This is a genomic window from Streptomyces niveiscabiei (assembly GCF_033794345.1).
In the GTDB taxonomy this organism is placed as follows: domain Bacteria; phylum Actinomycetota; class Actinomycetes; order Streptomycetales; family Streptomycetaceae; genus Streptomyces; species Streptomyces niveiscabiei.
On sequence record NZ_JARAYJ010000006.1, the window covers coordinates 1 to 21,831 of the forward strand.

A 21,831-nucleotide genomic window follows, 5' to 3' on the forward strand; every position below is an offset into this window, starting at 1 on the left:
CCAACGAAGCGATCTTCGATCTCATCAAGACTCGGCTGGCCGCTGGCATCCATGCCCCGACCGTACAGGCAGGGCAAACGTTGCCTGATGCGGCACTAGTAACTGCCGTAGCTCGGCTCGCCGTTCGGCCGGTAGACGCCGACGACGGTGCCACTCTTCGTCGTCGAGACGCTGACCGGCTCCAGCGCGGTGGGGATCGCCCCGTCGGCGAACAGCCGCTTGCCGGTGCCGATGATCACCGGATGGATGGTCAGCCGGTACTCGTCGACGAGGCCGTGCCGCATGAGGGTCTGGGCGAGGTCGCCGCTGCCGACGACGTTGATGTCACCGCCGTCCGACGCCTTGAGCTCGCGCACGGCATCGGCGGTATCGCCCTCCAGCAGCGTGGAGTTCCGCCACTCCACGGACGCCAGGGTCCTGGACGCCACGTACTTGCGCATGCCGTTCATCCGCTCGGTGAACGGGTTGCCGGGATCGGCACCCGGCCAGTACGACGCGAAGATCTCGTACGTCTTGCGCCCGAGCAGCATCGCGTCCGAGGGCTCGTACCAGCCCGCGATGGCCGCACCGACCTCGTCGTCGCTCACCGGCTTCTGCCAGCCGCCGTACGCGAACCCGCTCTCGGGGTCCTCGTCCGGACCGCCGGGCGCCTGCATGACGCCGTCCAGCGACAGGAACGTACAGACAATGATCTTGCGCATGGTGCGCTCCCTTCGTCGATCAGGTAGACCGCGCCGCCACCGGAAACTCATCGGCGAAGCGGCGTGGCCGGGCCTGGGTCCGGGTCAGGGCCAGGAGCCCAGCGTGTGGACCGTCAGAAGGACGCAGAGCGCCAGTTGCACCGTCCCCATGCCCCGGTGCCCCGCCCGCAGCAGTACGGCGGCCGGCGCGCCGAAGCCCAGGACCGGCCCCCAGTCCGGGGGCGGCGTGCCGGTGTCCGTCCGGCCCGGTCCCCGGACGGCGAGCAGGATGACGACCAGCAGCCCGGCCGCCGCGTCCGCGATCAGTACGAGGAACAGCAGGCACCCTGCGGTGAGCGCGGCCTCTCCGCCAGAGGGCTGTTGGTCGGCATGTTCGGACATGACTCGACGATCACCCGGAATCCGCCCTTCCGAACGGGCTGTCGCCGATTCGCAACCTCGGCGTGCCGCGCTCTTGTCCGGCCGCGGCCGACAGTTCGTGCCAGTCGTACGCGGCCGACACGAGGGTCATGTGGTGGTGCCAGCCGGGGAAGGAGCGGCCCTCGAAGTCGAACAGGCCGAAGTCGGTCTGGAGGGACTGGAGGGCGGAGTTCGTGCCGAGTTGGGTGCCGGCCAGGTCGATCAGTTCGTCGACGTCGGCGTGCATGAGGTTGGTGAGCCAGATCCGGGCCGGGCGGGCGTGCCGGGGGTGCCAGGTGGCGAGCAGCCGCAGGGTGTGCCGGGTGCGGGGCAGGTGGACCGGGCCGGACAGGCTCCACCGGGCCGTGGAGTGCTGGGCGCGGTGGCGCCGGGAGTGGGCCAGGATCTGCGCGCCTCGGTGGAGCAGTGGGTCGTCGACGCAGAGCTGTTCCGCCGTGACGGTCCTGTTCGCCTGCCATCGCGGGTCGAAGGGTGATCCGACGCGCAGGACGAGGCTGCCGGCGGCGCAGAGCACGAACCGGGCGCCCCGGCCGCTGAGGCCGTTGACGAGGGGCGTCGGGTCGAGCAGGTCCCGGGCGTCCGCCACCACCGGGACCGCCCTGCCGTCCGAGCGCGCGTACTGCGCGTCGACCAGTTCCAGGCCGAGCGCCCACAGCGACCTGGCGTCGCCCGAGTCCGGGATCCTGGCCCGGCGGCGGAGCAGCGGATCGCCGCACCAGGCCGCCGGCAGGTGGAGCCGCCAGTCGACCGGCAGGTCGCCCAGGCGCGTGGAGAGCAACAGGCCGACGCCGATCTGGCAGTTGATGACGCGGCCGGCCGCGGCGTCGAAGCGGCGGTGGACGCCGACCGAGTGCCGGCCCCGCTTGGGCACCACGATCGGTACGAGGTTCCAGGCGCGCACGGCGGCCCGTCGCCCGGTCCAGTCGGCCAGGGCGCCGCGTGACGGCTCCCAGGGCCACGGGCTCGAACTGACGAACTGGTGCAGCGACTGCGACGCGGTGGGGGCGCCGGAGACGGCGGCGGCCATCCGTCGTACGGACTTGCGTCCCGGGGTGCTGAGCAGCCCCTTGAGGTAGGTCTCCGCCCACTGGCGCTGGTCCTGCCGGGGCAGGTGCCCGAACACCTCTCTGCTGAAGTCGGTGATCGAAATCCTTTGATATTGATCGTGCGCGGGAAAAATCTGCTTCGTGGCCATGCGTGGTCCCCCGTGGTCCCGCTTGCCCTGCGCAAGAAGAATAAAAAGCCTCTCTCTGCTTTCGGCAAGGAAACCCTTCCGAGCTCGTCGTTGGCAAGTCGTGAGGAACGTCGACTTGTCCGGACAGACGCCGCAGCGGCGGATCACGTTGTCCGGCGCGCGGCCGGACCGTACATCTTCCGCCAATGACGAAGGCCCGCGCTTCTTTTTCAAGTCGGCGTTGTGCGGGGCGTTCCTTGAGCCACATGGTGCTGTCGCACGCCGGGAACGGACACAGCCGCAGGGATCTGCCGGAGGAATTCTTCATGACGCGACATCACCGAACCGTTCACACCCCCTCCTGCGCCCTGCGGGTCGGTGTGCTCGGCCCGCTGTCCCTCGTGGTCGACGGCCAGAACCGCACTCCGAGCGCGCCCAAGCCCCGTCAGCTGCTCGCGCTGCTGATCCTCGACACCAACCACATCGTGCGGGCCGGGCAGTGCATCACCGAGCTGTGGGGGTCCCAGCCGCCGAAGACGGCGCTGTCCACGCTCCAGACGTACGTGCTGTACATCCGCCAGCTGCTGCGCGGCGTTCCGGTGGACCGCAGTCACACGCTGGTCACCCACAACCAGGGCTATCAGCTGGTGGTGGAGCCGCAGGCCAGCGACCGGCTCCTGTTCGAGCAGCTCAGCCGGCGCGGCCGGGAGGCGTCCGCCGCCGGAGACGTCGCGCGCTCGGCGCGGCTGTTCCGCGAGGCGCTCGCGGTGTGGCGGGGGCCCGTGCTGGCCGACGTGCCGTCGGGGGCGCACAGTGCGGCGCACGCCGTCGAGCTGGAGGAGTACCGCATGGGGGTGCTGGCCTGGCGGATCGAGGCGGATCTGCGGCTCGGCCGGCATCACGAGCTGCTGCCCGAGCTGGCCGTGCTGGCCGCCCGGCACCCGACGCACGAGAACATCCAGGCCCAGTACATGGTGGCGCTGCACCGGTCCGGGAGGCGCACCGAGGCGCTGCACGTGTTCCAGCGGCTGCGCTGCCGGCTGGGCGACTCCTTCGGCATCGAGCCGGTGCCGCGCCTGCGCCGCCTGTACGACGCCATCGACGCCGGTGACCCCGCGCTGCTGTCGCCCACGGGGTACCCGGCGCCGTGAGGGGCCGCCGGTGGCCGCCGGCGCCGGGTTCGGCAACCCTTTTGCGGGTGACGGTGTTCAGGTAGGTGATGGACAAAGTGGCCGAGCAGTTGACCGATCTGCTGGCGGAGGACCTGGACAGCGGCTTCACGGAGCTGGTGCGGGTCCACGCCAGGTCCGTGCACGCGTTCCTGCTGCGTGTCTCCGGGTCGGCCGCCGAGGCCGACGACCTGGGGCAGGACACGTTCCTGCGCGCCTACACGGCGCTGCGGACGTACCCGCCCGAGCGTCGCCGGGCGCTGAGTCCACGGGCGTGGCTGATGACCATCGCGGCGAACGTCTGGCGCAATCATGTGCGCAGCAGCACCCGCCGTCCGGTGTCCGTCATGCGGGTGGACGACGCGCAGGACACGTGGTCAGGCACCGAGCCGGGCCCGGCGGAACGGGCTCTGACCACGGACGACCGTGGCCGGCTGGTCGCCGCGCTGTCGGAGCTGCCGGAGCACTACCGGATTCCGGTGGTGCTGCGACACGTGGTGGGCATGAGCTACGCGGAAGTGGCGCAGGTACAGGGTTGTCCCGTGGGGACGGCGAAGGCGCAGGTCTCGCGTGCGATGGGCGACCTGCGGCGGCTGCTGGCGCCGGAGGACGAGAGGGAGGTGACTACATGAACGGGGCACGCCGCGAGGGGCCGGGCACGTCGCCGGTCGACCCGGAGGCGGCCGGTGCGCTGGGCGAACCGCCGGTTCCGCCGGACTTCGCGCTGCGGATCCTGCGACGCGTGGGCATCGCGCGTGAGCGGTACGACACGTACGTGCGGCTGGACTCGGCGGCGGGCGAGCTGTTCGTGGCCTTCACGCCGGTGGCCGTCAGCGGGTCGGCGCTGGCGAGCGGGGGGCTGACGGCCGAGCTGTTCGAGGAACGGCACCGCGCGCGCACCGGCCGTTCCGCGATCCCGGCGACCAAACGGTTCCCCGGCCTGGTCACCGCCGTGCGCACGGGGCGGGCCAGGAAGCTGCCGCTGGACCTGGGCCCGGTCGAGACGGTGGACGCCCGGGTGCTGGACGCGGTCCGGACCGTCCCGGCCGGGCAGTTGCGTCCGCTGTCCTGGGTCGCCCGGGAGGCCGCGCTGCCGGACTCCGCGAGTCCCGAAGCGGTCCTGGGCGCCCTGGCCCGCAATCCGCTCGTCGTGCTGATCCCGTGCCATCGGGTGACGTACGAGAACGGCACGCCGTGCGACGCCGCGTACTCGCCGGACGCCGGGGACGCGCTCCGGGTGGCGGAGGGCCTCGACCTGGCCGAGGTGCGCCGGTGGTCGAGCAGCGGCGCGGCGTTCCTCGGCAGCGACACCACCCGCATCTACTGCCATCCGACCTGTGCGCACGCCCGGCGCATCACCGCGCCCCACCAGGTGCCGTTCACGACCGCGAGGGAGGCCGGCCGTGCGGGCTACCGCGCCTGCAAGAGCTGCCGCCCCCTGTCGGTGTGAGCCGCTCCGCGACCGCCGAACGCCCGCCCGAACGACCAGCTCAGGAGCTATCCGTGCAGACCTCCCACCCCGCCGTCTCCGGCGGTGTCGCGCTGACCGGCCGTACGACGCCGCTCGGGGAACTCCGGCTCGCCGCGACCGACGACGCGCTGGTGTACTGCGGGTTCCAGGACCGGGCGGCCGTGCGCGAACGGATCCTGCGGGCCGGGCTGCGGGAGACGCCCGCGGGGGCGTGGACGCGGGCGCAGACGGAGCTGTTCGAGGAGGCCGGCCGCCAGATCGACGCCTATCTGACCGGTGCGCGGCGGGAGTTCGAGCTGCCCGTGGACCTGGTGCTGGCGACGCCGTTCTGCGCCGAGACGGTCCGGGCGCTGCACAGCGTCGTGCCCTACGGTTCGACGGCCACGTACGGGGAACTGGCCCGGGCCCTCTCCCGGCCGAGGGCCGCGCGGGCGGTCGGTACGGCCCTCGGGGCGAACCCGCTGTGCGTGCTGCTGCCCTGCCACCGCATCGTCGCCTCGTCGGGCCGGTCGGAGGGGTACGCCGGTGGCCCGGCGGCCAAGCGGTATCTGCTGCGTCTCGAACGATCCCGCGAGGAACTGCCCGCTCCGTAAAAGCGTGGGGCCGAAAAATGGCGCAAATGATTCGATGCGGGAAAATGTTAAGTGCGCAATGAAATTATCGACCTTGAGAGCGCGGACATCCGCCCTACGGAAAAGAGATGAAATCCCGATCAGCCTGCTGCCGTCCAGCGACTCGGTCGGATTCCTACGAGCGGTCTTCGGAGGTCGAGACCGACCCGCTCGTCGTCTCGTGCGTGGCCGTGATCGCCTCGGCGGCCGTGGCGGGCATGGCCTGGAGCCATGCCTCGTCGGACACGGCCCGTTCGACGGGCAGTCCGGCTTGAGGTTCTGTCGTCAGTCCGTCGCCTCTCGTGGCGGCGCACCCGGACGGCCCGCCCTCCTCACCGCGGCTCCCCTGCCGGCGGGCGGTCCCCGGCGGTCGGGAGGTCCAGTACGGCGCGGGCCATCGCGTCCGAGTCGCCGAGGGTCACGGAGTCGACGCCGGGGCGGATGCCGGCGGCGGTGACCCAGTGGACGGCCTCGGTCGGGACGCCGTAGGCGAACCGGCGCGGGTGGGCGCGGCCGTCGGCGGAGACGACGTGGTAGGGCCGCTCGGTGACGGACATGCCGCCCGTCTCGTAGCTCGTGCCGCAGGTGCCCGCGATGCGGTACGGGGTGATCTGGCCGGTGCGCAGGAGGTGGGCGAGCAGGGGGTCGTCGGTGCGGCGTACGTCCGGTTCGGGCAGGCGGGCCTCGATCAGGGCGGTGGCGTGGACCGGGTCGCCGCCGACCCGGTCCGAGGTGGCCTCGAAGGCGGGCGCCCCGGCGCCGTCGGCGCGGACCCGCACCCGCATGCCCGGTCCGACCGGCTCCACCGTGCCGGCCTCCATCAGGGCGATGAGTTCCTCGATGCGGGAGACGGGCGGGCCGATCGACAGGAAGGCGTTGAGGGGGGTGTACCAGCCCTGGAGGTCGTCCCGGTAGGAGTTGCCCTCCAGCCGCCCGTGGTCCACGACGAGGCGGATCTCGTTGCGCAGGTCCCGCAGGACGTCGAGGGCGGCCTTCAGCGGGCCGCTGAGGTTGCCGGCGCGTGCCTCGCGGACGTCCTGGGCGAGGTACTCCAGCAGCCAGTCGCGGAACTCGGCGCGGCCGGCGAAGACGCGTGCGCCGTAGGGCCGGGTGATCCGCTGCCAGTTCCAGCGGTCGGCGGCGGGGATGCCGTAGGTGTCGAGGAGGCGGTGTTCGTCCTCGTTCGTGGGGGCCGCCAGGTAGCGGTCGACGAGGGTGGCGCGTTCGCCGTCGCGGCCGGTGGCGGTGAGCAGGGTGCCGTAGTAGACGCTCTCGACCTCCTTGGCGATCAGCGGCCACACGTCGGTGCCGAAGTGGACCCGCTCGCCGTCCCTCGCGCGGGCCAGGAGGTCCGCTGTCCGGCCGGGGGTGAGCAGCCGGGGCAGGTGGCGGCCGTGCGGGCCCTTCTCGTTCTCGCCGCGCGCGTGGTAGGGGATGCCGCGCCGTGAACCGGCGTACAGCTTGGGCTCGTTTCCGGACGGCAGGTAGCGCAGCCGGCCGCCCGTCCGCTCGAACCGGCCGCCGCGCCCGGTGGTGAGGAGTGCCATGTGGTCGAAGAAGTTCAGGCCGAGTCCGCGCAGCAGGACGGGCCGGCCGGGTGCGAGCGCGGACAGGTCCACGTCCGCCGGGTTGGCGGGCAGGATGTGGACGAGGCCGTAGGTCCGCGCCTCGTCGGCGGTGCGTGCCTCGTCGGGCGAGGGCTGGGCGGGTACGTGGCCCTGGGCGAGCACCACCGCGTCGAGCCCGGTGAGCCGGGTGCCGTCGTCGAGGGTCACGGTCTGCGCGGCGCCGGGGCCGGTGTCGTCGACGGCGACGGCCAGGCGCCGGTGCACCTGGACGGTGACGTGGCCGGGGGCGTCCTCGACGATGCGGTCGAAGCATTCCTCCAGGTAACGGCCGTACAGGGCGCGGCTCGGGTACGCGTCGGGTCCGATGCGCCGGGCCTCGGCGAGCAGGGCGCTGTCCTGCGGCGGGGTGAGCGCGGCGGCCCACTCGTACAGGCTGGGTCCCTCCTCCACCGGCCCGTCCATCGTCACGCTGTGGTCGGTGTAGACGGTGACCTGGGAGGCCACGGTGTTCATGAGCAGGTGCCGCGACTGGGCGGTGCGCCACACTCTGCCGGGTCCGGGCCGGTAGGGGTCGACGACGTGGACGACGACCGAGGAACGCGACGCGGACTTGCGCTCGTTGGCGCACAGGCGCTCCAGGACGGACAGGCCCCGGGGTCCGGCGCCGACGACGCAGACCGTGAGATCCCCGTTGCTCATCTCGGCTTCTCCGTCAGGTGTCGGACGGGGCGGGTGCGCGCTCACGCGGCAGCCGCGACGAGGAGGCTGGTTTCGAGGGCGAGGGGGTGCACGGTCTCCAGGCGCAGTCCGGCGGCGGACAGGACGGCGCGGTAGCCGGTGAGGTCGCGTTCCCGGCCGCCGGCGGCCATGAGGAGGTGCAGGTCGTACAACAGCGGCAGCAGCGTCTCCCCGTCGGCGGGGACGATCCGTTCGAGGATCAGCAGCCGGCCGTCGGCGGGCAGGACCGCGCGGATGCGGGACAGCAGGGTCACGCAGTGGTCGTCGTCCCAGTCCTGGAGGACGCGGGAGAGCAGGTAGACGTCACCGCCGTCGGGCACACCGCGGAAGATGTCGCCCGCCCGGGTCTCGTAGCGTCCGGGTCCGACCGCCGCGTCGAGGTGGGCGGTGGCGACGGGCACCATGTGGGGCTGGTCGTAGAGGATGCCGCGCAGCCGGGGGTGGGCGTTCAGCACGGTGCCGAGGAGCATGCCGCTGCCTCCGGCGACGTCGACGACGGTGTGGTGGCCGGCGAAGTCGAAGGCGTCCAGGACGTCGGGGAAGAACACGGTGCCGGCGTTCATGGCCCGCTGGAACCGCAGTCCCGCGTCGGGGTCGCGCAGATGGGCGTGGAGCGTCCTGCCGAAGGCGTGCCGGAAACCGGACGTGCCGGTGCGTACGGCGGGGACGATCGCGCCCCAGGCACGGTGGAACTCGTCGCCGTAGATGCGGACCATGTCGCTCATGGAGTGGTCGGTGTCGGTGCGCAGGAGTTCCCCGGCCGGTGTGAGCCGGTAGCCGTCCGGTGCCGGTTCGAAGACGTCCATGGCGGTCAGCAGCCGCATCAGGCGCCGCAGGGCGTCCGGGTCGGAGCCGGTCCGCTCGGCGAGCGTCTCGTCGGTGGTGTGCCCGGCGGCCAGCTGGTCGGGGATGCCGAGGGCGACCGCCGCGTACAGGGCCTGTGCCTGCCAGGTGCCGGTGATGATGTCGACGATCCGGCGCGCCGCTTTGTGGTCGGGCATGGTCGGTCCTTTTCTTCGCGGGCGTTCGGCGTGCCGTCAGGGCGCGGTGGTGGCGACGGAGTCGGTGGCGGGGCGGCTGAGCAGGTCGTGGTGGCGTTCGCGCAGCACCCGCTTGAGGGTCTTTCCGGTGACGCCGACGGGGAGGTCCTCGCGGGTGCCGGCGACGACGAGGGCGGCCAGCCTGGGCAGTCCCGCGCGGTCCAGGGCGGTGTTGCACACGGCCAGCAGGTCGGCGGCGCTGCGGTGGATCCCGTCGGTGTGGTGGACGACGGCCGCGGGGCAGGACCTGCCGGGCTGGCGCGGGTCGGCGACCGCGACGACGGCGGCGTCCAGGGCCTGGGTCGTGTTCAGGACGACCTCTTCGAGGGGCAGGCTGTGGACGTCGCCGGCCGCGGTGCGGATGACGTCGGGGGTGCGGTCGAGGTGGTACCAGTTGCCCTCGCCGTCGTGGCGGACGATGTCGCCGGTGAGGAAGTAGCCGTTGAGGACCGACTGCTTGGTGAGTCCCGGGTCGTCCCAGTAGCCGGGGGTGACGCTGGGGCCCTTGACGCCGAGCATGCCGGGCTGTCCGGCGGGCAGTTCACGCCCGGACGGGTCGAGCGCGGCGGCCTTGCGGACGACGCCGACGGGCTTGCCGATGAAGCGGCCGTAGTGCTCGGAGCGCGCGGTGTGGGCGGCCTTGAACAGCACCATGCCCATCTCGGAGGAGCCGAGTCCGTCGAGGTAGACGGAGCCGGTGCCGGGCGCGCCGAGGGCGACCAGGGGGCGGATGTGGCGCTCGTGGGAGGCGTCGCCCATGCCGTTCCAGGTGTGGACGAGCCGGGCGGCCTCGGGGCGGATCGCGGCCGGGTCGACCTCGGCGAGGGTGAGCGGGAAGCCGAGCACGACGGTCGGCTTGAAGGCGTTGACGGCGCGGGTGACGCGCTCGCCGTTCGCCTGGTCGAGGACGAGGGTGGGGATGCCGAGCAGCAGCGCCATGGACAGGTAGCTGATGCCGGCCGAGTGGCTGTGCGGCAGGGCGGTCAGGAGCCGGTCGGTGCGGCGGGAGGGGAAGGTCCACAGCCGTACGCGTTTGCCGGCGAAGAAGGACCGGTGGTGGAAGACCGGTGCCTTGGGGCGGCCGGTGGTTCCCGACGAGTGGGAGATCATCACCAGGTCGTCGTCGGTGTGCCGGTGCGGGAAGGACGGCAGGGGGGCGCTCGGGCGTACGGCTTCCTCGTCGAGGGCGCGGATGTCCACGAGGTGCGGGGCGGTGCCCGGCTCGCGGCGGGCCGACGCGAGGTCCTTCAGCAGGTCGGCGTCGCCGACCACGAGGCCGGTTCCGGTGCGCGCGAAGTACTCGGACGCGGTCTGCGGCGCCATCCGCGGATTGCAGTGGACGGCCGCCGCGCCCAGGCTCGTGACGGCGATGTGGTGCAGCAGGCCGTACAGCCCGTGGCCGGTGCACAGGCCGACGTGGGAACCGGCGCTCACGCCCTGCTCGCGGTACCAGTGCGCGTACCTGAGGACGGTGACGCGGATGTCGTCGAGGGACATGCTGTGCCACTCCCGGTGCTCCCAGCCCGGCCTGGTCACGTCGGGGTGGAAAAGAAGCGGACGGTTCCGGTCCTTCGAAATCCGCCAGGCGTGCCAGAAGAAATTCCCCGCGCCGAGATGAGGGTCGGCGTAGAGGCGCATACGCTGTACAACCGACCGGTGCGTGCCCAGGAGAAACATCGATTACCTCTCACTCCGCCGGACTTCGGGAAGGCGATCAGGTCTGTCAGCAGAGTGTCCAGGCGTCAGCTAAAGGTCCTCTCCAGAAGGCGTTGTCCGATTCCCTGGGCGGCATCTCCAGCAATCCTTCAGAAGGCGTTGCGAAGATGACGCGGGCATATCGCGGAAAAATCATCCTGGAGGCCACTCGATGGACCGCCACGACCGTCCCGCGCGCACGCCGGTCGCCATCGTCGGAGGCGGTCCCGTGGGACTGCTGCTCGCGCTGTTCCTCGACCGTCACGGGGTCGCGTCGGTTGTCTTCGACACCGAGGAGTCGGTGCTGGACGAGCCGCGCGGCAGCACGCACAACGCCCGGACGATGGAGCACTACCGCCGCCTCGGCCTGGCGGCGCGGGTCCGGGAACTGGGGCTGCCCGGCTCGCACGACGCCGGTATCTCCTTCTTCACCCGCTACAGCGGCCGGCTGCTGGCCCGGCTGCCGTGGCCGGGCGCCGACGCGGTGCGCGCCGCGGTGGCCGCCGCCGACCGCACCGACCAGGTGCCCGAGCCGATGCACCGGGCGAACCAGATGTACGTGGAGCGGCTGCTGTGGGAGCACGCGGCCACCCGGCCCGGCGTCACCCTGCGCTACGGCCACCGGGTCACGTCCGTGCGCGAGGCCCGCGGCGCCGTCGTCCTCGGCACGGAGGGTCCGCGGGGGCCGCGCACCTGGGTGGCCGGGTACGCGGTGGGGTGCGACGGCGGGCACAGCCTGGTACGCCGCTCGCTGGGCGCCTCGTACGCCGGGGAGGGGTCGCTGGAACAGGACGTGCTGGGGCGCAGGGCGACCGCCGCGCGGCTGCGGGTGCCGGGCCTGTACGGGCGTTTCCTGCGCGAGCACGCCGCGTGGAGCAACTGGGTGTTCAACGACGAGCTCGCCATCAACCTGATCGCCCTCGACGGCGACGACGAGTTCTTCCTGCTCACGAGCTCGGCCGACCCGGACGACCCCGACGACGGCGCGATCGTGGAGCTGGTGCGCCGCGCCGTCGGCGTACCCGTCGAGGTGGCGGTGCGCGGGCGGCGTGCCTGGACTCCGGGGGCCGCGCTGGTCGCCGAGCGGTTCGGGCGCGGACGGGTCTGGCTGGCCGGGGACGCCGCGCACCTGTTCACTCCCAACGGCGGGTTCGGCATGAACACCGGGGTCGACGACGCCGCGAACCTGGCCTGGAAGCTGGCCGCCGCGGTGCGGGGCTGGGCGGGCCCCGGCCTGCTGCCGTCGTACGAGGCGGAGCGCCGGCCCGTCGCCCTGCGTAACACCGCCGCCGCGCGCGGGCTCAACATCGCCCTCGGCGCCATCGAGCGGCCCGGTGCCCTGGAGGAGGACTCGGCCGCCGGCACGGCGGCGCGGCACGCGACGGCGCGGCGGCTCGCGCGGTACGGGCTGCTCACCATGGCCACGCTCGGCGTGCAGCTGGGCGCCCGCTACGACGGCTCGCCCGTGGTGATCCCCTCCGGCGACCCGCCCCCGGACGACTTCACGTCGTACACGCCCTCGGGGGTGCCCGGCGGGCGGGCGCCGCACCTGTGGCTGGACGACACGCACGGCGCGGGCGGTTCCCTCTTCGACCGGTTCGGGACCGGGTTCACGCTCCTGAGCCTGCGCTCCGGCCACCACGACACGTCCACTCTGGAAAAAGCGGCCCGCGAACGAGGAATTCCGTTTTCCGTGGTGCACGTCGACGACCCGGCGGGCCGGGAATTGTACGGCCGTGACCTTGTTCTCGTACGCCCCGATCAACATATCGCCTGGCGGGGCGATCGGGAGCCTCGAAATCCGGCGGAAATACTCGCTCGCGTCACCGGCCATTAGCCACCGGACGGAATCTTCCGGTCCGCTCGGGAGTTGCCAAAGTGGCTCCCGGATTTTTCGCCTCGGGGTGGCTGCGTGGTTACCGTTGCAGCGTTACCGACCGGGCGCATATCCGTGGAGAGGTAATGCATTTTTGCATCCTTGGAGCCATGTCCGTCACCGAGAACGGCACCGACAGGACCCCCAGCGCACCCAAGCACCGTCAGATGCTGGTCCTCCTGCTCATGAACGCGAACCGGGTGGTGTCGATGGCCCAGTTCATCGAGGAGCTGTGGGAGTACAGCCCACCCCCGCGTGCGGTCGCCGCCGTCCACACCTACGTCATGCAGCTGCGCCGGATCCTGCACGGCGACGGCGCACCGTCGGCCGCGGGCTCCTCGGGCCGGCTCGTCACCCGCGACCAGGGCTATCTGCTCCGCGTCCAGGACGGCGAACTCGATCTGCACGCCTACGAACAGCGCCTGCGTGCCGGGCGGGCGGCGCTCGACGCCGGGGCCCTCGAAGCGGGCGTCCGGCACCTGCGGGCCGCGCACGCCCTGCCGGGCTTCGTCGACGCGCCCACCGGACCGCTGCTGCGCGCCGCCCTCGCCGCGACCGAACGCGACCGGGGCGAGTCCGTCGTCCGGCGCGTCGACGCCGAACTGCGGCTCGGCCGCCACCATCAGCTCCTCCCCGAGCTGGCCTCCCTGGTCCACCAGGACCCCAGCGACGAGCGGCTCACCGGCCGGCTGATGCTGGCCCTCTACCGCTCCGGGCGCCGCGCCGACGCCCTCGGCGTCTTCCACCGCCTCTGCCGCGTCCTGCGCGACGAGCTCGGCACCTCGCCCCACGCGCACATCCACCATCTGATCACCGACATCCTGGTCGGCCACCCCCGCCTGGAGGCCCCCTCCTCGGCCGAACCGCACCTCTCCCTGGACGCGGTCGCCCTGCCCCCGCGCACCACACCGGCCGGCCGCTCCGCCACCGCGGACACCGTGCTCCTGAGCGTGTAGGCCCTCCACACGGCCCAGCCCCCTCCCGGGACGCGGGCACGCGCCCACCGCGCCCCCTGCAACCCGTTGGCGGTCGCCGGTGTTCCACCTGACGAGAGCGCACCGCAGGGCTCTCCCCTGCCTCCCGGGTGAGGGCCTCGACCAAGAGAAGGACAAGCATGGACCTCAAGCTTTCCGGCCGCGTGGCCGTGGTGACCGGCGCTTCCAAGGGCATCGGCCTGGCCGTCACCCGTTCCCTGCTCGCAGAGGGCGCCAAGGTCGTCGCGGTCTCCCGCAAGAGCACACCGGAGCTGGACGGGCTCGCGGGCCCGAACCTGCTGCACGTGTCCGCCGACCTGATGGACCCCCAGGCCCCCGGTCAGGTCGTCGCCCGCGCGGTCGAGCACTTCGGCGGTCTGGACATCCTGGTGAACAACGCGGGTGGCCCGCCGCCCGGCATCTCCATGCCGCGCACCGGCTTCTTCGACAGCAGCGACGAGCAGTGGCAGGCCGTCATCGAGTTCAACCTGTTCTCGGCGGTCCGCGCGATCCGCGCGGCCATCCCGCACATGCTGGAGCGCGGCGGCGGCTCGATCATCAACGTCTCGACCGGCATGGCCCGCCAGCCCGCCCAGGTCAACATCGAGTACGGCGCCGCCAAGGCGGGGCTGTCCAACCTGACCAAGGCGCTGTCGGAGGAGTTCGGCGGCCAGGGCATCCGCGTCAACACCGTCTCGCCGGGCGCCGTGCTCACCGCGTGGTGGACCGAGGAGGGCGGCGCGGCCGACATCATCGCCGGCATGGCCGGTGCGGACCGCGACAGCATCATGAACACCGTCGCCCCGCAGATGATGGGCCAGGTCACCGGCCGCCTCATCGACCCGCAGGAGGTCGCCGACGCGATCCTGCTGCTGGCCTCGCCGCGTTCGGCGAGCACCACGGGCTCGGACTACGCGGTCGACGCGGGCTTCCACAAGTCGTTCTGACCGACGGCATCACGCACCGCAGCACCACAGCGAAGGACCCCGGTGGCCACCGGGGTCCTTTCGTGCCGTCGGGACGCCCCGCTCACACCCGGCCCCCGTAGGGGCGGAGCTTCTCGGCGACCGCCTCGGGCAGGTCCTCCAGCTCGGCCGTCTCCAGCGGTCCGCGCTCCAGGTACTCCGGGTTGCAGGCCCGGTAGCCGAGCAGCCGGGCGAGCGGTGCGAGGGCGCCGTTCACCAGGCGCTGGAGGGGCCAGGGGTGGTCCGTGAAGCGCAGGACGTCGGAGAACTCCCGCATGGTCACGGCGTGCTGGAGCAGGTTCGGGCGGCCCTCCGCGTCGGTCTTGCCGTCCTGGGCGAGCCCGAAGAGCTGGCGCAGTATCAGCTGCTCGAACCGGTCGGCCCGGTTGACCAGCTGGACCACCGCGAACGAGGTCTCCTGCTCGGTGTTCCCGAACCACCGGTGCACCGTCCCGGCCGGCACGGTCACGGTCTGCCCGGTCTCGGCCAGGACGACGTCGCGTCCCCCCACGTGCACCCGCAGGCTGCCGCGCACCAGCGTGAAGATCTCCTCGCTGAACGGGTGGGTGTGGTAGCCGGCGGCGAATCCGCCGGGCTCGACGTACAGGTCCATGACCGCGCGTTCACCGCCGGTGTGCGCGGCGGGCGTCCTGATGACGATCTTCTCCCGGCAGCGCGGGTTGTAGTAGACCTCGCCCGGCTGAACAGTCATGTGTCCCTGCCTTTCTCGGTGGGTTCGTTCCGGTCCTTCTTCGGCAGTCGCACGGACTGGCTGTGCCGGAACACGTCGCGCGGGTCGTACGCCGCCTTGACCTGTTGCAGCTTCGGGTAGCCGCCCTTGTAGTACAGGGTGTACCAGGGCACGCCGGAGGTGTTGTACGCCGGATCGTGCAGGTCGATGTCCGGGTAGTTGACGTAGCAGCCGTCGGTGACCGCGTTCGGTACCGGGACGCCGCCGGTGTCCGCGTACACCCCGTGGAAGAACTCCCGGATCCACCGCAGCGACAGGGCCTCGTCGGCGGGGTCGGTCCACCAGATCATCCAGGCCGCCTTGTACGCGGAGGCGCGGTGCGCGGACGCGGTGGCGTCCGGGGCGACCGCGGCGACCTGGCCGCCGAAGGAGCTGAGGAGCACGGACGCGGTCGGGTTGACGAGGTCGGTGCGGGTCAGGTGCCGGTAGAACTCCTTGACGTGTCCGGCCGGCATGGCGGTGCGGTAGTAGGCGGACTTGAAGTCGCCCTTCAGGCTGGGGTCGTTGAGCGTGGGGTTGGTGGTGCCCAGGTAGCGGGCCGCCTGGAGCCAGGGCATCCGGCGCGGTGCGGCGAGCTCCGGCATGGCCGCCAGCTCCCCCATGGGGACGGTCAGGGGCCGGTGCGCCACGTCGACTCCGGCGGTCATGGCGGCCAGGAAGCCGTCGAGGATCTTCTCGGCGTCCGGTGCGGTCGCGTCGACCTGGGTGATCAGGCCGATGGCGCCGTTCGACCGGTGGTTGAGCGCCAGCATGCTGACGAGGTTGTCGCCCGGGGTGCCGGGCTTGAGGTACTTGGCGTGCCAGTCGCCGTAGTTCTTCACCAGGCGGGCGAACCGGCTCTCGGTCATCTCCGCCCAGGGCCAGGAGACCGCGCTGAGAAGCACCTCGGCGGGCGGCTGCGGGAGCAGTGCGGACGGGTCGGTGCCGGTGGCGCCGGGCGAGCGGAAGAAGAAGCGGGTGACGACGCCGAAGTTGCCGCCGCCCCCGCCGGTGTGGGCCCACCACAGGTCCCGGTCCGGGTCGGTGGTCTCGCGGGTCGCGACTCTGGCGCGGGCGACGCCGTCGGCGTCGACGGTCACGACCTCCACGCCGTACAGGTGGTCGACGACCAGGCCGAGGCGGCGGCAGAGCAGGCCCCAGCCGCCGCCGCTGACGTGGCCGCCGGCGCCGACCTGGAAGCACATGCCGGCCGGGATGACGACGCCCCAGGTGCGGTACATCCGCTCGTACACGTTCAGCAGCTGGGCGCCCGCCTCGACGGCGATGGAGTTCGTCCTGGCGTCGTAGGAGACCTTGTTCATCTTCGTCATGTCGAGGACGACGCGGACCTCGGGGTTGAAGACCCAGTCCTCCCAGCAGTGGCCGCCGCCGCGGACGGTCAGCCGCTTGCCGGCCGAGACGGCCTGCTGCACCACCTGGACGACCTGGTCCGTGGTCTCGGGCAGGCACACCTTCTCCGGGGAGGCGACCCAGCGCTGGTTCCAGCCGCGCACCAGGTCCGGGTAGCGCTTGTCCTTGGGGGTGACGACGGTGACCGGTTCCGCGGCCGGTGCCGCCTCCGCCGCCCGGGCTGGCGCCGCCGGGCCCGTGCCCGCCAGTACGGCCGCTCCGCCCGCCGCGCCCCCCGCGAGGAACTTCCGCCGTCGTATGCCACCCGTTTCTCGCGCCATCGTCCCCACTCCTCGGTGTCCGGGCCGGTCGTGTCGTGACGCGTGCCACGCTAAAGATCGGGCCGGGGCGCGGGCACCCACGGAAGTTGCTCTCGTAACCGGGGCTCCACGGACACGGGAACACCCCGGGGCGCCGCCGGAGGTCCGGCGGCGCCCCGGGGTGGCGGGCGTGCGTCAGTCGTCGGGCAGTTCCACGGACTGGCGGTGGCGGAAGAAGTCGCGCGGGTCGTACGCCCGCTTCACCTGCTGGAGCCTGCGGTAGTTGTCCTTGTAGTACAGGGTCGCCCAGGTCGCCTCGGACTTGTTGTACCGCGGGTCGCCCAGGTCGGCGTCCGGGTAGTTGACGTAGCAGCCGTCGGTGACGGCGTTGGGGACGGGCACGCCACCGGTCTCGACGTAGGTCTCCGCGTAGCTCTCCCGTGTCCACGCGATGTACTTGGCGTCGTCGGCCGGTTCGTTCCACAGGACGGACCAGAGCATCTTGAAGGCGGCGTCCCGGTGCGAGCAGGCGGTGTCGGCCTGCCCGACGGCGTGGGTGCGACCGCCGTAGGGGGTCAGCTGGATGTTGATGGCCGGGTTGTCGATGTCCGTGCGGGTGAGGTGCTTGTAGAGCGTCTCGGCCTGCCGCCTGGGGAAGTTGGCCTTCATGTACGCCGACTTGTACTCGGCGCGCAGGGTCGGGTCGTTGAGCAGCGGGTTGGTCGTGCCGGCGAACCGGGTGGCCTGGAGCCAGGGCAGCCGGCGCGGTGCGGCGAACTGCGGCATGGGGGCCACGAGTTCGCCCATGTGCTCGGTCAGCGCGCCGGGGCCGACGGTGATGCCGGCGCTCATGTGCGCGAGGTAGGCGTCGAGCATCTTCCGGGCGTCCGGGGCCGCCGCGTCGACCTGCGTGACCATGCCGATCTGGCCGTTGGAGCGGTGGTTGAGCAGCAGGAAGCTGGTGAGGAAGCGGGCCGGGCTGTCGGCGCCGATGTGGGCGACGTGCCAGGACGCGTAGTTGCGCACGAGCCGGACGAACTCCTCCTTGCTGAGGTCGCTCCAGGACCAGGACACGGCGCTGAAGAGGACCTCCGCCGGCGGCTTGGGCAGCAGGTTCGCGGGGTCGGTGCCCTGGGCGCCCGGGGAGCGGAAGAAGTAGCGGGTGACGACGCCGAAGTTGCCGCCGCCCCCGCCGGTGTGGGCCCACCACAGGTCCCGGTGCGGGTCGTCCGCCTCCCGGGTGGCGACGACGGTCCTGACCGTGCCGTCGGCGGTGACGGTCACGACCTCGACGGCGTACAGATGGTCGACGACCAATCCGTCGCGCCGTACGAGCATGCCCCAGCCGCCGCCGCTGACGTGGCCGCCGATGCCCACCGAGTAGCAGATGCCGCCGGGGATGGTGATGCCCCACGTGGCGTACAGCTTCTCGTACACGTCCAGCAGGCGGGCGCCGGGCTCGACGGCTATCGCGTTGTGTTCGGGGCTGTGGTAGATGCGGTTCATCCTCTGGAGGTCGAGGACGATACGGGTGCTGGAGTTGTAGACGAAGTCCTCCAGGCAGTGTCCGCCGCTGCGGACGGTGAGCCGTTTGTTCTTGCGGACGGCCTCGGCGACGACGGCCGCCACCTGTTCGGGGGCGTCGGCGACGCGGACGGACTCCGGGCTCGCGACGTACCGGGCGTTGAGGGCCCGGACGAGGTCGCGGTACTGCTGGTCGGCGGGGGTGACGACGACCGCGCCGGCCGGCCGGGCCGCTTGCGGCGGGTGGGGAGGGACCGGGTCGCGTTGGATGCCGGGTGGGTTGTGGACCATGCTCATACCTCTTGGGGACTAGTGCCGGTGTAGGTGCCCTGCGTGGTGCGGCGGGCGGGGTTCAGCGTTTGAGGGCGAAGGTGAGGCCGTCGGCGAACGGCAGGACGCTCAGGTCCACGCGCTTGTCGTCCCGCACCTTGGCGTTGAAGGCGCGCAGCGCCACCGTCTCGGAGTCCTGCTGCGTCTCGTCGAGCACCGCTCCGTGCCACAGCACGTTGTCCACGACGACCAGCCCGCCGACGCGCAGCAGGGTCAGCGCGGCCTCGTAGTAGGCCGCGTAGTTCTCCTTGTCGGCGTCGATGAAGACGAGGTCGAAGGAGCCGGCCGCGCCCTCCTCGGCCAGCAGGCCCGCCAGCGAGCGGCGCGCGTCGCCGACGCGCAGGTCGACCTTGTCCGCGACCCCGGCCCGCTCGGCGAAGTCCCGGGCGACCGCCGTCCACTCCTCGCTGATGTCGAGGCCGGTCACCCGGCCGTCCTCGGGGAGCGCCAGGGCGGTCGACAGCAGGCTGTAGCCGGTGAAGACCCCGATCTCCAGGGCGCGCCGGGCCCGGGTCGCCTTGACCAGCAGGGAGAGGAACTGCCCCTGTTCGGGGGAGATCTGCATGAGGGCGAGCGGGAGTTCCGAGGTCTTGACCCGGAGTTCCTTGAGCAGATCGGGTTCTCGCAGGGAAATGTCGGCAACGTAGTCCTGTACGGCCTCATTCACCTCGACTTGAATACGCATGGGACCCCCTTGTTCCACTTGATGACCCCTCCGACCTGCGGGAACGTGGGAGGTGCCGACCCTATTTCGCTCTCCTACCAGAAAAGCTAAAGCGCGCGACAGACGCGAGTCAAGGAAATCCAGGGCGGCCGGTAATCTCTGGACCGGTTCTTCAGCGACCCCTGGAACAATGCCCCTTAAACAATGCCCATTGAACAATGCCGAGGGAATACCGCCCGGAGGCGCGTTCGTCTCTTTTCTGTCGAGAGGACTCTCCCGTGACCGTGAGGTTCGAGCAGCGTGCGCTCAGGGAGTGCCTCGGGCAGTTCGCCTCGGGTGTCACCGTCGTCACCACCGGCGACGGCGGGGACATCCATGGTGCGACGGTCAGTTCCTTCGTCTCGGTGTCGCTGGACCCGCCGCTGGTGCTGGTCTCCCTGGACCGGCGCAGCCGCACCTGCGAGCGGCTCGGGGCGTGTCCGGCGTTCGGGATCAACGTGCTCGCGGCCGGCCAGCGGGAGCTGGCCCTGCTCTTCGCGGGCCGGGGGCAGGAGCCGGCCGCGGGGATCCGCTGGGAGGGGAACCCGGCCGCGCCCCGGCTCGCGGGCTCGGTCGCACACTTCACCTGCGTCCCCTGGGCGGCGTACGACGGCGGCGATCACGTCCTGCACGTCGGCGAGGTGCTGCGGTTCGAGGTGTCCGGCGGGGAGCCGCTGGTCTTCCACGCCGGGGCGCTGGGCGGTTTGCGCCGGCCGTCGGGCCGGTCGGCGTGGACCGGGTCGCTCGACGGGCCCGCCCACGGGTGGGCCGCCGACTTCAGCGTCCTGGCCGCTCCGGGCGAGCACCTCTGAGGCCCCCGCTCCGACGGGGCCGGCCGCCATCCACCACCACAGGGTCACCGACCGGACAAGGAAGAGGACATGACGCTTCAGCACGGCGACGCGGCGCCGGGCGCCCAGGCGCCGACGACGCGCCCGCTCACCGGGGACGAGTACCTGGAGAGCCTGCGGGACGACCGGGAGGTCTACCTCTACGGGGAGCGGGTGAAGGACGTCACCGCCCACCCGGCGTTCCGCAACTCGGCGCTGATGACGGCCCGTCTCTACAACGCCCTGCACGACCCCGCGCACCGGGGTGTGCTCACCGCGCCCACCGACACCGGCAGCGGCGGCTTCACCCACGCCTTCTTCCGCACCCCGCGCAGCGTCGAGGACCTCGTCGCCGACCGCGAGGCCATCGCGGCGTGGGCGAGGATGACGTACGGCTGGATGGGCCGCAGCCCCGACTACAAGGCGGCGTTCCTCGGCACGCTCGGCGCGAACAGCGACTTCTACCGGCCCTACGAGGCCAACGCCCGCCGCTGGTACCGGGAGTCGCAGGAGAAGGTGCTGTTCTGGAACCACGCGATCATCCACCCGCCGGTCGACCGGCAGCTGCCGACCGAGCAGGTGCAGGACGTGTTCGTGCACGTGGAGAAGGAGACCGACAACGGGCTGGTCGTCTCCGGCGCCAAGGTCGTCGCCACCGGTTCGGCGATCACGCACTTCAACTTCATCTCGCACTACGGTCTGCCGCTGCGGGACAGGAAGTTCGCCCTGGTCGCCACGTTGCCGATGGGCGCGCCGGGTCTGAAGCTGATCTGCCGGCCCTCCTACGCGGCGAACGCGGCCGTCATGGGCAGCCCGTTCGACTACCCGCTGTCCAGCCGGCTCGACGAGAACGACACGATCTTCGTGCTGGACAAGGTGCTCATCCCCTGGGAGAACGTGTTCCTCTACGGCGACGCCGACCGCGTGAACAGCTTCGCCCCGCAGTCCGGCTTCCTGGAGCGGCTCACCTTCCACGGCGCGATCCGCCTCGCCGTGAAGATCGACTTCATCGCGGGTCTGCTGCTCAAGGCCGTCGAGATGACCGGCAGCAAGGACTTCCGCGGCATCCAGTCCCGCATCGGCGAGGTGCTCGCCTGGCGCGACATGTTCTGGGCGCTCAGCGACGCCGCCGCCCGCAACCCGCAGGAGTGGAAGGACGGCGCGCTGCTGCCGCGCCGGGAGTACGGCATGGCCTACCGCTGGTTCATGACCATCGGCTATCCCCGGATCAAGGAGATCATCCTCCAGGACGTGGCCAGCGGTCTCATCTACGTCAACTCCAGTGCGGAGGACTTCGCCAACCCGGAGATCAGGCCATACCTCGACAAGTACGTCCGCGGCTCGAACGGCTACGACTCGGTGAGCCGGGTGAAGCTGATGAAGCTGCTGTGGGACGCGGTCGGCACGGAGTTCGGCGGCCGGCACGAGCTGTACGAGCGCAACTACTCGGGCAACCACGAGCAGGTGCGCACCGACATCCTCCAGGCCCAGGCGGCGAGCGGCCGGCTCGACCAGTACAAGGGCTTCGCCGAGCAGTGCATGGCGGAGTACGACCTGGACGGCTGGACGGTGCCCGACCTGGACTCCTTCAAGGAACTGCGCGGCAACAGGAACGGCCTGCGCGGCTGAGTCCGGCCGACGG

The 21,831-nt window shown here is 71.7% G+C and carries 19 protein-coding genes; 9 read left to right on the forward strand and 10 right to left on the reverse strand.

The features are described from left to right. Positions 1 to 95: 95 nt before the first annotated feature. The 3 genes from PV682_RS10070 to PV682_RS10080 all read right to left on the reverse strand — a co-directional run bounded on the left by PV682_RS10070 (position 96) and on the right by PV682_RS10080 (position 2,316). Positions 96 to 701 carry a dihydrofolate reductase family protein gene (locus PV682_RS10070; protein ID WP_319726324.1) on the reverse strand — a complete coding sequence of 202 codons (606 nt, stop codon included), beginning with the start codon at positions 699 to 701 and terminating at the stop codon, positions 96 to 98. Positions 702 to 785: 84 nt separating this feature from the next. Further along, complete coding sequence (locus PV682_RS10075) at positions 786 to 1,082, reverse strand: inner-membrane translocator (protein ID WP_319726326.1); 297 nt, start codon at positions 1,080 to 1,082, stop codon at positions 786 to 788. Positions 1,083 to 1,092: 10 nt separating this feature from the next. Next, the gene (locus PV682_RS10080; RefSeq protein WP_319726328.1) at positions 1,093 to 2,316 is read right to left on the reverse strand and encodes an IS701 family transposase; all 1,224 of its coding nucleotides are present in this window, start codon (positions 2,314 to 2,316) and stop codon (positions 1,093 to 1,095) included. Positions 2,317 to 2,621: 305 nt separating this feature from the next. Between PV682_RS10080 and PV682_RS10085 the strand changes: the two genes are divergently transcribed. The 4 genes from PV682_RS10085 (at position 2,622) to PV682_RS10100 (ending at position 5,528) form a co-directional block, all read left to right on the forward strand. Continuing rightward, positions 2,622 to 3,446: an AfsR/SARP family transcriptional regulator gene (locus PV682_RS10085; protein ID WP_319726331.1), complete on the forward strand. Its 825-nt coding sequence runs from the start codon at positions 2,622 to 2,624 to the stop codon at positions 3,444 to 3,446. Positions 3,447 to 3,514: 68 nt separating this feature from the next. Beyond that, positions 3,515 to 4,096, forward strand: a complete 582-nt coding sequence (locus PV682_RS10090) for an RNA polymerase sigma factor (protein WP_055722246.1) — start codon at positions 3,515 to 3,517, stop codon at positions 4,094 to 4,096. Next, positions 4,093 to 4,914, forward strand: a complete 822-nt coding sequence (locus tag PV682_RS10095; RefSeq protein ID WP_319726334.1) for an MGMT family protein — start codon at positions 4,093 to 4,095, stop codon at positions 4,912 to 4,914. The genes PV682_RS10090 and PV682_RS10095 overlap by 4 nt, the downstream gene beginning before the upstream one ends. Before the next feature lie 53 nt (positions 4,915 to 4,967). Next, entirely contained in the window at positions 4,968 to 5,528 is a 561-nt protein-coding gene (locus PV682_RS10100; RefSeq protein WP_319726335.1) for a methylated-DNA--[protein]-cysteine S-methyltransferase, read from the forward strand. Positions 5,529 to 5,878: 350 nt separating this feature from the next. On the opposite strand, the gene PV682_RS10105 is transcribed toward PV682_RS10100, so the two are convergent. Genes PV682_RS10105 through PV682_RS10115 form a run of 3 tightly spaced genes read right to left on the reverse strand, consistent with a single transcriptional unit; the run spans position 5,879 to position 10,428 of the window. Next, on the reverse strand, positions 5,879 to 7,813 hold the full coding sequence (locus PV682_RS10105; RefSeq protein WP_319726336.1) for an FAD/NAD(P)-binding protein: 1,935 nt from the start codon (positions 7,811 to 7,813) through the stop codon (positions 5,879 to 5,881). A gap of 41 nt (positions 7,814 to 7,854) precedes the next feature. Further along, on the reverse strand, positions 7,855 to 8,853 hold the full coding sequence (locus PV682_RS10110) for a methyltransferase (protein WP_319726338.1): 999 nt from the start codon (positions 8,851 to 8,853) through the stop codon (positions 7,855 to 7,857). A gap of 36 nt (positions 8,854 to 8,889) precedes the next feature. Further along, positions 8,890 to 10,428: a class I adenylate-forming enzyme family protein gene (locus tag PV682_RS10115; protein WP_319726339.1), complete on the reverse strand. Its 1,539-nt coding sequence runs from the start codon at positions 10,426 to 10,428 to the stop codon at positions 8,890 to 8,892. Positions 10,429 to 10,759: 331 nt separating this feature from the next. On the opposite strand from PV682_RS10115, the gene PV682_RS10120 reads away from it, so the two are divergent. The 3 genes from PV682_RS10120 (at position 10,760) to PV682_RS10130 (ending at position 14,384) form a co-directional block, all read left to right on the forward strand. After that, positions 10,760 to 12,424, forward strand: a complete 1,665-nt coding sequence (locus PV682_RS10120; protein ID WP_319726341.1) for an FAD-dependent monooxygenase — start codon at positions 10,760 to 10,762, stop codon at positions 12,422 to 12,424. 149 nt (positions 12,425 to 12,573) lie between these two features. Beyond that, on the forward strand, positions 12,574 to 13,419 hold the full coding sequence (locus tag PV682_RS10125) for an AfsR/SARP family transcriptional regulator (RefSeq protein WP_319726343.1): 846 nt from the start codon (positions 12,574 to 12,576) through the stop codon (positions 13,417 to 13,419). 158 nt (positions 13,420 to 13,577) lie between these two features. Beyond that, positions 13,578 to 14,384, forward strand: a complete 807-nt coding sequence (locus tag PV682_RS10130) for an SDR family NAD(P)-dependent oxidoreductase (protein ID WP_319726345.1) — start codon at positions 13,578 to 13,580, stop codon at positions 14,382 to 14,384. Between the two features lie 82 nt (positions 14,385 to 14,466). On the opposite strand, the gene PV682_RS10135 is transcribed toward PV682_RS10130, so the two are convergent. The 4 genes from PV682_RS10135 to PV682_RS10150 all read right to left on the reverse strand — a co-directional run bounded on the left by PV682_RS10135 (position 14,467) and on the right by PV682_RS10150 (position 19,341). Further along, positions 14,467 to 15,114 carry a cupin domain-containing protein gene (locus PV682_RS10135; protein ID WP_319726346.1) on the reverse strand — a complete coding sequence of 216 codons (648 nt, stop codon included), beginning with the start codon at positions 15,112 to 15,114 and terminating at the stop codon, positions 14,467 to 14,469. After that, positions 15,111 to 16,823 carry an FAD-binding oxidoreductase gene (locus PV682_RS10140; RefSeq protein ID WP_319726348.1) on the reverse strand — a complete coding sequence of 571 codons (1,713 nt, stop codon included), beginning with the start codon at positions 16,821 to 16,823 and terminating at the stop codon, positions 15,111 to 15,113. The genes PV682_RS10135 and PV682_RS10140 overlap by 4 nt, the downstream gene beginning before the upstream one ends. A gap of 174 nt (positions 16,824 to 16,997) precedes the next feature. Next, complete coding sequence (locus tag PV682_RS10145; RefSeq protein WP_319726350.1) at positions 16,998 to 18,617, reverse strand: FAD-binding oxidoreductase; 1,620 nt, start codon at positions 18,615 to 18,617, stop codon at positions 16,998 to 17,000. A 61-nt stretch (positions 18,618 to 18,678) separates the two neighbouring features. Next, positions 18,679 to 19,341, reverse strand: coding sequence for a class I SAM-dependent methyltransferase (locus PV682_RS10150; RefSeq protein ID WP_319726353.1), 663 nt, complete (start codon positions 19,339 to 19,341; stop codon positions 18,679 to 18,681). Between the two features lie 257 nt (positions 19,342 to 19,598). Between PV682_RS10150 and PV682_RS10155 the strand changes: the two genes are divergently transcribed. Together PV682_RS10155 and PV682_RS10160 are read left to right on the forward strand one after the other, a co-directional pair. Further along, on the forward strand, positions 19,599 to 20,171 hold the full coding sequence (locus PV682_RS10155; RefSeq protein ID WP_319726355.1) for a flavin reductase family protein: 573 nt from the start codon (positions 19,599 to 19,601) through the stop codon (positions 20,169 to 20,171). A gap of 69 nt (positions 20,172 to 20,240) precedes the next feature. Beyond that, positions 20,241 to 21,818 carry a 4-hydroxyphenylacetate 3-hydroxylase family protein gene (locus tag PV682_RS10160; RefSeq protein WP_319726358.1) on the forward strand — a complete coding sequence of 526 codons (1,578 nt, stop codon included), beginning with the start codon at positions 20,241 to 20,243 and terminating at the stop codon, positions 21,816 to 21,818. The last annotated feature ends 13 nt before the right edge of the window (positions 21,819 to 21,831 follow it).